The sequence below is a fragment of the Chitinophaga oryzae genome (assembly GCF_012516375.2).
Lineage (GTDB): Bacteria > Bacteroidota > Bacteroidia > Chitinophagales > Chitinophagaceae > Chitinophaga > Chitinophaga oryzae.
The window spans coordinates 3,477,951-3,491,091 of the sequence record NZ_CP051204.2 but is presented as its reverse complement, the minus strand read 5'-3'; the positions used below and the strand labels follow the sequence as shown (position 1 = coordinate 3,491,091).

Annotated in this window: 11 protein-coding genes; 2 read left to right on the top strand and 9 right to left on the bottom strand. The window is 49.3% G+C overall.

All coding sequences use genetic code 11. From position 1 onward, the window contains the following. Positions 1-4 precede the first annotated feature (4 nt). The 7 genes from HF324_RS14560 to HF324_RS14535 all read right to left on the bottom strand — a co-directional run bounded on the left by HF324_RS14560 (position 5) and on the right by HF324_RS14535 (position 5,356). Positions 5-1,462 (bottom strand): c-type cytochrome, encoded by a 1,458-nt coding sequence (locus tag HF324_RS14560; RefSeq protein ID WP_168803174.1) that lies wholly within the window; start codon positions 1,460-1,462, stop codon positions 5-7. Between the two features lie 186 nt (positions 1,463-1,648). Further along, complete coding sequence (locus tag HF324_RS33605) at positions 1,649-1,783, bottom strand: hypothetical protein (protein ID WP_258539528.1); 135 nt, start codon at positions 1,781-1,783, stop codon at positions 1,649-1,651. A 14-nt stretch (positions 1,784-1,797) separates the two neighbouring features. Continuing rightward, positions 1,798-1,950 (bottom strand): hypothetical protein, encoded by a 153-nt coding sequence (locus tag HF324_RS14555; protein WP_168803173.1) that lies wholly within the window; start codon positions 1,948-1,950, stop codon positions 1,798-1,800. 128 nt (positions 1,951-2,078) lie between these two features. Next, entirely contained in the window at positions 2,079-2,942 is an 864-nt protein-coding gene (locus HF324_RS14550) for an AraC family transcriptional regulator (RefSeq protein WP_168860138.1), read from the bottom strand. A 47-nt stretch (positions 2,943-2,989) separates the two neighbouring features. Next, the gene (locus HF324_RS14545; protein WP_168860137.1) at positions 2,990-3,355 is read right to left on the bottom strand and encodes a hypothetical protein; all 366 of its coding nucleotides are present in this window, start codon (positions 3,353-3,355) and stop codon (positions 2,990-2,992) included. Then, the gene (locus HF324_RS14540) at positions 3,352-3,996 is read right to left on the bottom strand and encodes an SCO family protein (protein ID WP_220101318.1); all 645 of its coding nucleotides are present in this window, start codon (positions 3,994-3,996) and stop codon (positions 3,352-3,354) included. Before HF324_RS14540 ends, HF324_RS14545 begins: the two co-directional genes overlap by 4 nt. Positions 3,997-4,243: 247 nt before the next feature. Further along, a complete protein-coding gene (locus tag HF324_RS14535) occupies positions 4,244-5,356 on the bottom strand; it encodes a type I restriction endonuclease (protein WP_168803170.1) in 1,113 nt (370 codons plus the stop codon). A gap of 323 nt (positions 5,357-5,679) precedes the next feature. On the opposite strand from HF324_RS14535, the gene HF324_RS14530 reads away from it, so the two are divergent. Together HF324_RS14530 and HF324_RS14525 are read left to right on the top strand one after the other, a co-directional pair. Next, complete coding sequence (locus HF324_RS14530; RefSeq protein WP_168860136.1) at positions 5,680-7,224, top strand: hypothetical protein; 1,545 nt, start codon at positions 5,680-5,682, stop codon at positions 7,222-7,224. Then, positions 7,224-8,312: a hypothetical protein gene (locus HF324_RS14525; RefSeq protein ID WP_168860135.1), complete on the top strand. Its 1,089-nt coding sequence runs from the start codon at positions 7,224-7,226 to the stop codon at positions 8,310-8,312. Before HF324_RS14530 ends, HF324_RS14525 begins: the two co-directional genes overlap by 1 nt. A gap of 57 nt (positions 8,313-8,369) precedes the next feature. On the opposite strand, the gene HF324_RS14520 is transcribed toward HF324_RS14525, so the two are convergent. Continuing rightward, a complete protein-coding gene (locus HF324_RS14520; RefSeq protein WP_168860134.1) occupies positions 8,370-9,746 on the bottom strand; it encodes a RagB/SusD family nutrient uptake outer membrane protein in 1,377 nt (458 codons plus the stop codon). Positions 9,747-9,772: 26 nt separating this feature from the next. Beyond that, complete coding sequence (locus HF324_RS14515) at positions 9,773-13,117, bottom strand: SusC/RagA family TonB-linked outer membrane protein (protein WP_168803166.1); 3,345 nt, start codon at positions 13,115-13,117, stop codon at positions 9,773-9,775. Between the last annotated feature and the right edge of the window lie 24 nt (positions 13,118-13,141).

Below are 13,141 nucleotides of genomic sequence, written 5' to 3'. Positions count from 1 at the left end.
ATTATTATTTCGATTGCGCCGTATCGGCTAAAGGTTTGGTGTTGTTCATGTTGTTGTCCGGATTGACCGTTACTCCTGCTGACTGGGCTCCTTCCAGCGTCTCTCCTGTCAGCTGCAGATGTTTGATATAGGCGGCCAGGGCATGAAGTTCTTCAGCGTTCCCGGGAAACGGCGGCATGTAAGTCCGCCCCTGGTGCATATTGGGGATATAGGCCGCCACGGAGTTTTCGTCCAGCGGTTTGCCGGCGCCATAAAGCCTTTCAAAGACATACACAATGGAATTGATACCGTTGGTAGTGTGACAGCGGCTGCAGGAGAGCATAAAGACATCCTGCCCGGTGCTTAACTTATTCTCCGGCGTTACCTTACCGGCGGTCGCATAGGTAGCGTATGTCAGCAGCCCGTCCCGTTTATACAACGGATAGTCTTCTTCCCTTAACAGGTTGGAATACATGTACCTCCCTATCACATAAGGCTTACGGATAAATTCCCGCACCCGCTCAAAAATCCCCAGAAACCCGAAAGCAGCGATACAAGGCACCAGCACCATCCACATGCGGACGGAACGGGGCCGGAGCCATGTCCATACGCCGAGGACCACCACCAGGGATACCGCTCCGGGAATGATGTAACGCAGCAGATCATAGTATCGGGCAAATTCCATGGTCCCTACCGCCGTACTCATATTTTCGCGCATTGCTTCCGGCATCGCGCTGTAGTAGATGACAGCCGCCACCAATGAAACGGGCGCCCAGCACAGCACCCACTTTGCGCCATCTTTCAGGGCGGTAGCCCTCCAGGTGGAATCCCGCGCGGCAAACAAAGTAGTGAGTAACATCCCGAATACGCCGCCCAGCACCATGGCCGTGGGTGTTCTGAAAAACAGCTGCGGCAGATATATAGGGTTTGTAAAACCGCTGATCAGCGAATGGTCATTGTTCCAGTTGCCCGGGTCCATCATAAACCCAAGGATGGAAACGATGATGCACATGGTGATCCATGAGAAAACGGACAGAAACCAACCGAATCGGATATGTCTTATTTTGGCTTTCAGGGATTGATTGCTCTGTTTCCATGTCAGAAAATAGATCATGATCAGTACCACTTCCGTCACGAATGTCAGCCACTCCACGAACCATGCAAAATAGAATACCCGGATAAGGCTGCCGATGGAAGAAGGGCTGATCAGACCGGCGGAAAACCAGATCCCTACGCCTGTCATTGCCCCCAGCGTAGTAGTAATGATAAAGGCGACTTTCATTTTCCGGTATACGAGATGGTCCCAATCGGGATCGGTAATTTTAGCTGCACCGGCCATCCTTACGCCTTTTTGCTCCAGCCAGGCGATATAGGGGATAAAGCCGACCGCCAGGCCATGATTGATAAATACGTGCACAATAGCGATCACCGCTATCAGAAACCGGTCGTTCAGCCAGTCGAGATGAAACATTGGAAAGTCCATGCGACAATACTTTTAGTATGCCGCAAAGTTAGACTGGTGGCTGATAAAAGCGAAGAAACAGAAAAGCCGGAAGTTTCAGAAAACAAGCCGGCTTTTGCTGATTTAATAAATAAATACTTAGAAAAAAACCAGTGGCAATGCTGATTTCAGTGACAACAATATAAAGTTCCGGCACTGCCGCGGGAACTACATACGGACCAACAGCAGTACCAGGCAACAAAACAGCACCACCAGTGCTATTCTGTTGGCCCATATGATGGTGTCAATCACATTCCTGTTCTCAGGGTCTACATATCTTGATATAAAATCTGTTAGTTTCATGAGATAAAAAATGTTTAAAAAATACTTTTAAGCAATGCCGTGATATGGTTAAACTGCAACAGCGCCATCAGCGACAACAGCAGTACCAATACGGCTTTCAGCATTCTTCTGCTGCGGTTGAACTTCCGTTCGTTTTCTTTCAGTACGTCTACTGTATCTCTCAGCATATGTTGTTTTTTTAGTTAAGATTCATTTTAACAATCCTGGGGCGCGGTACGATTTTAATGTCTTTACGGACACGTACCTCTACCCTGATTGCTGTTTTTTCTCCTGTTGAATGTTTATCCATCCTGTTTTATTGATGATTTTTTCGAAAATTTTCCGGTGTCGTACCTACGTTCCTTTTGAAAAAAGTAATAAAGTAAGACACGCTTTCAAACTCCAGCTGCTTGGCGATGTCCGCAATGGGCAGCACCGTATAGTGCAACAGCCGTTGCGCTTCAATGGTGATCCGCTTTCTGATCAGTTCACCGGTAGACACGCCATGATATTTTCCGCATAGCTTGTTCAGGTAGTTGGTGGTGATATTTAACCTGGAGGCGTAGAAAGAAGGTGCTTTATGTGCCACAAAATGTTCATCCAGCAATGATCTGAACTGCTTGATCTTTTCCTCATACGTGTTTTTTTTCATCAGTGGTACCACATGGGAAAACTCACGGTCCAGCTTACACAACATGATATTCAGAAAAGATCTGAGGACGCTGTCCGCCCCTTTCTGTTGCCCTGCGTATTCCTTTTTCATGAAAGCCGCCAGCTGTTCCCATTCCGCAGCTTTTTCTTCGGTCAACCGTACATGGCTGCCATATTCCCTTTCGAGGAAAGTGAAGTTGGACAGTGCATTGTTGTTATACCGGATAGAGAAAAAGTCTTCCGTAAAGCAGAGCAGGGTGCCCATGGCCTTCCGGTTTATCTCCAGGCTGAATATACTTCCGGGATGGATGCAGATAATCTTTGGGTGGTCCAGCCGCAGGGTATGGCCGTCTATAATAGCCGTTCCCTGCGCTCTTTCTATGATCATCAGTATGTAAAAACGTCGTCTGTTGGGAAATTCCAGTACAGGGAATTTCTCCAGCACATGCTCCAGGTCACCCACCCAGCAATAATCACTACCCCCCTGAAACATGCTCAGCGACAAAACAGCTATTTCTTCTGTTTTCATAAGCATATAAAAGATTGGTAACGTTAAATGGTCTCTTGTCAGTGAAGCTAACAGACCGGAGGCTTAAAGACGGGGTGCTGGTGGGTGGTGGGAAAATAGGGAGATATATAAATGCCGGACGGCTGCTTCGATTCCGGTGGCAGGCCGAGGGTCGGCGTGGTAACCGGTTCAAAAAACAGCAGCACTTCCTTATGCTTAAGTTCCGGCGCCCGGTCCTGCTGATGTTCATTCTCTTCCAGTTTCTGTTGCAGGTAGCAGATCCCGCGGCATACCGGAATCTGCTCAAAGCGGTTCACGCACAGCGTACTGGCGATACGGTTCCTGTTCAGGTAAAACGCGGCAATGATCCAGCAGTTACCCGTACTTTGCACAAGTATGATACCCAGGAGCCATATGGACAATATCTTCTTCAAATTTTTTGTGCTTCTTCCCTGAGGAGGGTTTGAACGTCATTGATAAGCACTTGCATGGCTTCCTTACTGGTGCCGTCATAGATGCCCCGGATATGCCGTTGCGCGTCTATGAGCAGCATTCCTCCGCTATGGATGTAATTGACCGGATCCGTACTGTCTTTCACGGCCGATACGTAATAGCCTTTCTCTGCCAGCCGGAATATCGTATCCTGGTTGCCCGTTACGAACCGCCATTTCTGATCCGTTATCTGCAGGCTGCCGGCAAACGCTTTCAGCCTGGGTATGGTATCATGCTTAGGGTCGATGGTATGCGACAGGAAATTGACCCTGTCTTCCGACTTAAAATGCCGGTACACCTGCAACATGTTGGCGTTCATTTTAGGGCAGATAGTAGGGCATGACAGGAAAATAAAATCCGCTATATATATTTTCCCCCGGAATGTCTGCGGGGTAACGGTCATACTGTCCTGATCGGTCAGTGAGAAATCAGGCACCACCGGATAGACGGAGTCATACACCACCTTACCGTTCCGGAAATGTTCGGTAACCACCGGCGTACCCAGGTAAGGCAGTTTTTTCTCCGGCTGCCGGCAGGCGCCCCATAACAGCATGCCCGCCAGCATCAACATAACAACTCTCATACGATAACCTGTTTTTAAGACAACAACCACGGCAAAACGGGCTGTTTGCTGGTGCAAAGGTATTGGCTATCGGGTAAAAGTACAGGAATTAGAGCGGACAATAATTTAGAATAAAGGGACTGGCGGGGTCCTGGAAACAAAAAGCTTGTAAGCAAAGCTTACAAGCCTCTTATTTTATAAACTCAGAATTCGTTCAACAATCTATTAATTAAAAAATTATTATATATTAATATTTATGCAATACTCTTTAATTACTGTTTTCTAATTCTGTTTCAGCTGACATCTTCTTGCTGTCGTAATTTTTTACGGTTTCCTGTAAGGCTACAGAATGGGTATATAAGTCATCGAGATTAAGAATTTCTACCTTCGATTCTTTTTTATTGCTGTCAAACAATCCTACCTGCTTTTTGGCACCATTGAAATACAGCCGACAGATCGTCTTACGATTATTGTCATCCAGCAGGATAGAAAAATAAGACTGTGCATCTCTGTAAACGATCCTGTTTACAGATACAATTTGCCTTAAAATCGACTTTATTATTAAGAAACCGTCGATCTCTTCCTGAGTAGTCACTATTTTGGGAATATCCTCCACCGGTGAGCTATCGTTTTCAACAGTAGCTGCTTCCAGCTTTTGTGCTTCGGCTTCTTTACTCAAAGCCGATTTAAGCCGATCAGTTATGATGTCATTTATATACTGGGTGAATGACTTCTTCGTTAACTCAGTAAACTGGTCCACTATTTTCTGTGTAACGACACCAGGATAAATTTGTCGTGCGAAGTATTTCACAAAATCAGGCGATGGATTATTCAGCTCCTGCGCAATGAGTAACTTTAATTCATTTGTATATTTCAACTCACTTGCTGTATTCACAATTTTTGTGAAGTCGAAGTTCGTTTTGTGAAATTTTTTCAGCTCTTCTATCTGAGTATCCTTCATTTCTGTTATATCAAAAACGAAGAAGGGCTTTTCATCCATTCTGTTGGGCTCAACAAGATCTGTGTAAAACCGATACTCTATACCATTAGTCAAAATTGAAAACTTAGCTTTGGTAGCATGAAAATACCTGAAGAGTTGGGATGCGTTGTGTACACTAAGTGGCCCGGTATGGCATTTACATTCTATCAGAATGATAGGGGCGCCGTCTTTTATTATAGCGTAGTCTATTTTCTCGCCTTGCTTTATTCCTATATCAGCAACAAATTCGGGGATAACTTCAAGCGGGTTGAAAACATCATAACCTAACTCTTTGATAAATGGCATGATAAAAGCGTTTTTCGTTGCCTCTTCAGTAAGTACCTGAGACTTCAGCTTGACCACTCTGTCACCAAGCTGTTTAATTGCATCTTTAAAATCCATAGTTATAGTTTTTGAATTTGATTTTGGTGTATTTAATTGGGGGTGGAATAATTATCTAAATAGTTATTTTAAGATCCCGAACGGTACGTGCTATAGGAAAAATTAACTTCTGCAGGATAAAATAACAAATAATTACGCTATCGGCAAAAAATACATTATTCAGCGCGATGGCTGCCTCCCGGTTTGACAAAAAAACTTTGACAAGTTCCAACAAGGAAACTTTGCAGATATATAAATAATCCCTATATTAGCTTCAACTATTCACTGAAGCAGCAAAACACCCCTGATTGTTATTCCTCATTTATCATCCCTAAGATTCACACATGAAGAAAATCTTTACGCTATTTTTCCTGTTGCCTGTGGCGACGGCCTACGCTCAATCACCAGATACTATCCGGATCGATTACCAGCATTTGCCCCAATCCAACATCAGGCACAAAGCACGCCATGGCAGCCTGGTCGTACTGGAGATCGTCAACATCAACAAAAGCCGGTACAATATCCAGGTAAACAGTACCAGCACCAATTTCTTCCTGCAGCAGCCCGATATTCTTAAAAAGCTGGACGGGTCGGCGGTTAAACTCAATACAACGGAAGATCCCAAACCAGACGAAGGATCATCTTTCGCTTTTAACGATGGCGTATTGGCGCTAAGAGCGCAACTGCAGGAAGAACTAACGCCCTTCAAAGCCAGCTACAAAAAGCTCAATGACAAACTGGACAGCTACTGGAAAAGCCTGGAAGACTTCACGAAAGCAGTCGATGTACTGCAACATAGCCTGCTGTACAAAAATGAGCTGACAACCGTCAAAGACGCCTGTGACGGCACTTATGCAAAAGCAGAACAGGATCTGCTGACTGCAACCACTGCTTTCGTCAACAATAATAAAATAAAGAACGAGACTGCAGCCACCTCTAAGGACCTGCTGCTCGCCCAGGTGACGAACATCATCGACCACTACACGAAAATAGCTACCACCGAAAAAGCGAACCTCGAACAACTGGAAAAAGACATAGAAGAGGAAGTGAAACCATTCAAAGAGGTATCGGATAACGTGATGGCTGGTCTGCAGCCACTGAAGAAAGGCGCCAAATCAATGGACTTTGTCAAAGACAGCACTATCCTCGAAAAAGCCATCAGAATCACCTATGAAAGAGTGGATGCTGTACAGTCCAATAAGACGATTGTCTCCAAAGCCGGCGACCTGGTGGACAACTACGTCCTGCTTGACCAGAAGACTTTAATCGCGAACAGTTATAAGATGATCACCCCGGTCAATTATACCATCCGGCAGACCGCCCTGGCAGACAAGGATGAACTGAAATTTGAGATCAAAATAGATCCAAAAGACAACACTATCTGCGCCGACCCGGGCCTGCAAACGCCGATTATCGTAAAAACATTCGGCGGCTTTAAAATCGACTTCAGCACCGGCTTTTTTATGAACTTCGGCAACAACAACTTTTTTGATCAGTCTTACCGGCTTGACAGTATCGCCGGCGATCCGGACCACGCCACCATTGCCCGCAACGATAACCGCAATAAAGTAATCCCTTCTCTGGGAGCGTTGATGCATGCCTACTACAGGACCGGATGGGCCGTCCAGCCGGCGCTGGCTATAGGAGTAAGCCTGTCCACCGGCTCTTCCACCAAATTCAACTACCACGCCGGCATTTCTCTCGCCGCAGGCCGTGACCAACGGATTGTCGCAAGCTTTGGATGGACGCTGACACAGGCTACCCTGCTGTCGTCCAAATACCAGGAAGGACAGGTAGTAGCGAGGTCCGCTATGGGGACCACCGTAGAAACGGAGTCTTTCCACCGATGGGGTAATTTCCTGGCTGTCACCTATAACCTCACACGATAATGGCAACCTATATAAAGCGCCTGCTGCTATGCTCCGCCATCATACTGCTGCACGGACAAAGTACGGTATACGGCCAGGAGGCATTACCTGCACAACCGACGAACGATACCATCCCGGAAGACAAATACTTTATATTCTCCTGCGGATTTGTCAGTAATCAGCTGGAAGACCAATGCATCCCGGACATGATGCCATCGTTGAGCCCTGACGGCCTCACTCCTGCTATGGTCGTTGTTAAAATCCAGCAACTGCTGGGCATGGACAACGACAATCAGACGGCCGCCAATTTCGTCCTGTATGAATGCCGTTTTCCCGGGCCCGTATTTAAAGCCGTTATGACGCGGGGCGACAGTACACGGTATATCTTATATAACCGGGAATATCTAAACAGGCTAGTGGCGCAGAATACCGATTGGGTGACTTTTGCGATCTTCGCACATGAGGTAGGGCACCACTTCCTGGGCCACTCGCTCCGGAACAAACGACTCACGTACGCTCTATCCAGGCAAAGAGAATTAGAAGCAGATTTTTTCTCCGGCTATATCATCAAAAAACTGCAAGGTACCCTGCCTCAGGCGGAATCAGGTATCCGGGCGATCGACAATCACCCTTCTCCCGAACTCGAAGCAGGATGCAGCCACCCCACCAAAGCCAAAAGGCTCGCGGCCATCGCTAAGGGGTATAACTTCGTCAACCAGCCGGGCGCGTCTGTACGCAGCTTTCTGAATATTGACAGCCTCGTCAAAGCCGAAGGCATTGAGCAGCTGCTCAACCGGACCAATCAGCTGTACCAGGAGAAGAAATTCCAGCAGGCACTGGAACAGATCGACAAGTTGTTTGACAGGATCAGCAGCAAACAATTACCGATGATGTACAACAACCGGGGTATGATCAAACTACAGCTGAAACAGAATATTTCCGCGTTGGAAGACTTCAACAAGGCGATACTGATTAACAGTAACCGGGCCGAATTCTTCGAGAACAGAGGCCGGCTGAAAACGCAGCTGCCGAATCAGCTCAATATAAAGGATGCGCAAAAAGACATCGACAGGGCCAAACTGCTGAAAGAACGGCAAAGAATCCAATAACAAAAAAGGCCGGTCTGATGAAGACCGGCCTGGCATAGGAGATGGAACAGTTAAAACTCAGTATCCTTTGTTCTGTGTTAGTTTCGGATTCCGCGCAATATCGATAGAGTTAAATGGCAGATATAAACGGGTAGCATCCTTGCCTTTGGTGGCCAGGAAAGGAATAGCCGTACCGAAGCGGCGCATGTCCTGCCAGCGGCGGCCCTCTCCTGCAAACTCCCTTCTTCTTTCATTTTCCAGCTCTTTCAGGAAAGCAGCGGCGTTCGCAAAGTCGCCGTTGCTTTTGGTGCTGGCTTTACGGGCAGCTCTCAGCTGGTTGTAATAGGTCACGTCTACCACGCCCTTCCTGGCACTGGCTTCCGCCGCGATCAGGAAAGCCTCACTGTAACGGATATACGGATAGATAGCATAAGATGAAGCAGCCGGCTGTAATGTGTCTGCGGAATACTTCAGCAGGTAGGTCACCTGGAGCCCTGTAGCGGCATTGCGCTGGCGGTGCAACAGTTGCTTCCGGATATCGTTTGGCTCGTACAGCGCCACGAGGTCTTCGCTCATCCAGGTCAGCCCGGGGCTGTTTCCTTTAAACGGAGCGCCGGGGCTGTAAAAGGAGTACATGCCATAACGGTTGAAGTTGGCGCTGAGCGGCCCATCTACACCCCTCCACATCATTTCTTTCGCAGGAGTGGCGAACTGGAAGATCTGTCCATAGTTGCTGCTGACAAGAGCGAATTTTCCGGAGCTGATCACCGCTGCGGCCAGATCAGCGGCCTCCTGGTTTTTACCCAGTTGCAGGTACACCCTCGCCAGCAACAGCTGCGCTGTTTGCCGGCAGGCGGCGTTAGGCGTGGTAAAATCCTTTAGCAGCGGAATGGCTTCTGTCAGGTCCGCCACGATAGCGGCATATACTTCTGCTTCCGTATTCTTGTCACGGCGGATTTTGTTGATATCCGTTTCTGTGTCCAATGTAAGGATGACGCCACCGTAAGTTTCAACCAGCCGGGTGTACTGGTAGGCCCTCAGGGCCAACGCTTCTCCCAGTACCTGCGACTGGTCTGACAATTTTTTACTTCTGATGTAATTGATGATAATATTGGCATTGCCGATGCTTTTGTAAGCGCTGGCAGTGGTGCGGTTGTTACCAAAACCATCTTCTACCGTGGGATTGCACGCGTCATAACCCAGGGGGTTAAACTGGGCAGGCGTACCGCCCTGTATGGATACGATATCATCACTATAGATGTCCCATACCGGGTAGGACTGGTAATAAACGCCGTCCGGCTTGTAGGCGCCCTGTAATAACAGTGGCAGTTCCTGCGGCTGCAGGCGGTCCAGGTCGATGGAAGTATCCGGCTGTGGTTCATCCAGTTTACCGCTGCAACCAGCCAGTGAAAGCGCGGTAACCAATATCAGCAAAGTATTTTTATATGTCAGCATGTTATAATCTTTTTAGCATAAGAAAATCAGAACCGGGCGTTGATACCGATGGAAACGGTACGCGGCATGGGCACAATCGCCTGCTGTACGCCGTTTTCCAGCGCCTGTTCGGGGTCTCCCGTTTTCAGACCTTTGTCTTTAAGGATAAAGATGTTCTGCACGGCTCCGTATAACCGTAACTGTTCGAACATCCTGTTCTTCACGATCCTTCCGGCGAAATCATAGCCCAGCGTAAAGTTTTTGAAGCGGAGGTAAGAGCCGCTGAACAGGTATAAGGTAGATGGCCTGCTGTTCCAGTCGGTCGTTTGTCCGGCGCCGTGAGGCCCGGTTACCGCGCGCGGGTAGTGACTGTTGTCACCGGGTTTGGTCCAGCGGTCCAGTACCCAGTCGGGCATGTTTTCCATCACGCCGGTTTCATCGCTCAGGCCATAAAAGCGGGCGAACTGGTCGCTGAGGTTGTAGATCTTGTTACCGACGGTATAAACGAACTGCGCGGAGGCGCTGAAACCTTTCCAGGAAGCTTCGGCATTAAAACCGCCGCTGAATTTAGGCTGCGCTACCGGCAGATAGATCATGTCCGCCTGGTTGATCACACCGTCTTTGTTGGTGTCTTCGTATATCACATCTCCTGTTTGCGGATCTACCCCCTGTGCGTTGTACATCTGCAGCATGCCTACAGGCTGTCCCATGACGACGAAGCCCATCGGGCCGCCGGGGTAATAGCCGGCATAGTTCATGATGCTGTCGCGCAGCTGTGTAATGCGGTTACGGTTGATATTGCCCACCATGCCGACGTTCCATTTGAAGCTGTTGGCGCCGGAAGCAGCGCTGCTGTAGTTGATGGCAATGTCCACGCCGCGGTTGTCCATGGCGCCGAGGTTTACGCGTTGACTGGTGAAGCCGCCGCTGGATGAAGGGATGAGAACGGAAGAAAGCAAACCGTCGGTTTTCTTGCTGTAATACTCAATGGTGGCGCTTAAGCGGTCGTTAAGGAAACGTGCTTCCAGGCCAATGTCCTGTTGCCGGGTGCGCTCCCATTTAAGCGCCGGATTACCCAGCCGGGCATTCAGTTGCAGGGCCGGGGCGTTCAGGTAGGTTTGCGTGGCAAGCAGGCTGGTGACGTCTGTTAAGCCAAGCGGACGGATATTACCGGTGATACCGTAGCTGGTACGTACTTTCAGGTAGCTGATCCATTTTTGTTCTTTCATGAAAGGTTCGCTGCTGACCACCCAGCCTGCGGAAACTGCCGGGAACCAGGCGTAGCGGAAGTCTTTCAGTTTGGAAGAACCGTCTCTCCTGAGGGAAGCACTGAACAGGTATTTATGGTCCCAGCTCATGTTGGTACGCAGGAAAAATGATTGCGAGTTTTCGCGGAACTCGCGGTTCCTGGAGGCATAGCTGTTGTCAAACGCGGAGGCGTTGCCTGGTTTCCAGAGGCTTGGCGTGGCAGGGAAACCGATCAGCGAGTAGCCGCTGGTGTTATAGCTGTTATCGGTGTATTCCTGTCCCAGTACCGCATCGCCTCTCCATTTGTCGAGCTGGTAACGGTAGCTCAGGACGTTGTTCCAGGTGTAGCGCAGTCCCTTGTTGCCAATATTTTGATAAACTCCACGCCGGGCCTGCCCCATATAGCTAATCGGGTTATCGAACGTTTCTTCTGTCACGTCGCTCTTTGAGGCAGCCAGCATGGTGCGGAAGGAGAAGTTCTTCGGCAGGGTGATTTCCCCGAAGAAGTTGCCGACATAGTTCCAGGTGCGTCTGGCGCTGGTATAGCCATCCCTTCTTGCATAGGGATGTTCCTGCAGTCCGTACCAGTAACCGTAGGTACCGTCGCTGTTATATTTAATGGAATCGGGCGTATCAGGCCTGGCTCCCATGGCATTGGCGAGAGGAGAGCCCATCATGTCAATGTCTTTGTCCAGTACACTGGAGATGGCGATATCTGCCCCTGCTTTGAACCAGTTGAATAGTTTCTGGGTAACGGCCAGCTTACCGGAGTAGCGGGAAAAACGTCCTTTCCCGATAGAATTTTCTTCGGAATATTGTCCGAAGGAAAGGTAGTAGGTGGTCCTGTCGGTACCGCCGGATACGCTGGTCTGTATATTCCTGGTCATCGCCAGTGAAGGGGTGATCTTCTTCAGCCAGTTGTTGTCTGCCGTGCCCAGCCCGAGGTTATCGATCTGCGCCTGCATGAGCCCTTTTTCAGTGTTCAGGCTGGCAATCTGGTCGGGTGTCAGTCCGCCACCGGCCAGTTGTTTGTCGATATCGCTGATACGGTTGTTTCGCGCTTCGCGGAACATCATTCCGTATTCCTGCGTGTTCAGCGGGTTGTAGTTGAAAACAGCTTTGGTGACGCCCCAATAGGCGTTCACGTTAACATTCGGTTTGCTGTTGAAATTACCTTTTTTGGTAGTGATCAATATAACGCCCTGTGCGCCTCTTGCACCATATATCGCTGAAGAAGCAGCGTCTTTCAGCACTTCTATGGACTCAATATCCTGCGGGTTGAGGTTGGCCAGGTTATAGTTGGCATTAGCGCCGGTGCCGGCGGCATCTACCACCAGTCCGTCTATTACCATCAGGGGATTGGAACCGCCGCCCACTTCTGTCTGCAGCGTCTGTATCCCCCTGATGGTGAACTGAGGAACAGCTCCGGGCCTGGAGTCGCCCTGTTTCACGAACAGACCGGCCACGCGGCCCTGCAGGCCGTTGACCGTGTTGGACGACATATTCTGTTCCGGCTGTACGGAAGCCACCTTGGCGATGGAGCCGGTCAGGTCTCTCCTTCTGGCGGAGCCATAACCGATCACCACTTTTTCATCAAGCGCCTGCGGCGCGATTTTCAGCACTACCTTAATGGCGGGCCGGCTATTGACCGGTACTTCCTGCGGTTGGTAACCAATGGAAGACACCACCAGTACAGCGTCGGGCGCTACCTCCGGCAGGATAAACTCTCCGTTGGCATTGGTGATGGCGCCTTTAGTGGTGCCTTTTACGCCGACAGACACGCCCGGCACCGGTTGCCCGTTCTCATCATAGATGAAGCCTGCCACGCGGATAGGCGGCGGTGGCGGGATGGGACGTTCCCGGATAATCACCATGTTATCCTGGATGGTATAGGCGAGCGGCTGATTGCGCAGGCAGCTGTCCAGCGCCTGCATCAGCGTAACGTCCTTCAGGTTTAACGTAACTTTTTCTGTCTGACGCAGCTGTGACGCGGTATACACGAAAGTATACCCCGATTGCCGGTGTAGCTCACTGAATACCTTGCTGACAGGCGCGTCGTTCAGAGACAGTTGTAATCGCTGCGAATAGCCGGTGGCACTGAGTTGTAAACAGGCCGCCAGCATAATAACGGCGGATAACTTCATAATCCTCCACAATTTGGTTGATGG

Excerpts from the sequence above, each read along its gene's own strand:
- HF324_RS14520 (WP_168860134.1), bottom strand. The coding sequence starts at position 9,746 with ATGCTGACATATAAAAATACTTTGCTGATATTGGTTACCGCGCTTTCA.
- HF324_RS14550 (WP_168860138.1), bottom strand. The coding sequence starts at position 2,942 with ATGAAAACAGAAGAAATAGCTGTTTTGTCGCTGAGCATGTTTCAGGGG.
- HF324_RS14525 (WP_168860135.1), top strand. The coding sequence starts at position 7,224 with ATGGCAACCTATATAAAGCGCCTGCTGCTATGCTCCGCCATCATACTG.
- HF324_RS14530 (WP_168860136.1), top strand. The coding sequence starts at position 5,680 with ATGAAGAAAATCTTTACGCTATTTTTCCTGTTGCCTGTGGCGACGGCC.
- HF324_RS14540 (WP_220101318.1), bottom strand. The coding sequence starts at position 3,996 with ATGAGAGTTGTTATGTTGATGCTGGCGGGCATGCTGTTATGGGGCGCC.
- HF324_RS33605 (WP_258539528.1), bottom strand. The coding sequence starts at position 1,783 with ATGAAACTAACAGATTTTATATCAAGATATGTAGACCCTGAGAACAGG.
- HF324_RS14560 (WP_168803174.1), bottom strand. The coding sequence starts at position 1,462 with ATGGACTTTCCAATGTTTCATCTCGACTGGCTGAACGACCGGTTTCTG.
- HF324_RS14555 (WP_168803173.1), bottom strand. The coding sequence starts at position 1,950 with ATGCTGAGAGATACAGTAGACGTACTGAAAGAAAACGAACGGAAGTTC.
- HF324_RS14535 (WP_168803170.1), bottom strand. The coding sequence starts at position 5,356 with ATGGATTTTAAAGATGCAATTAAACAGCTTGGTGACAGAGTGGTCAAG.
- HF324_RS14515 (WP_168803166.1), bottom strand. The coding sequence starts at position 13,117 with ATGAAGTTATCCGCCGTTATTATGCTGGCGGCCTGTTTACAACTCAGT.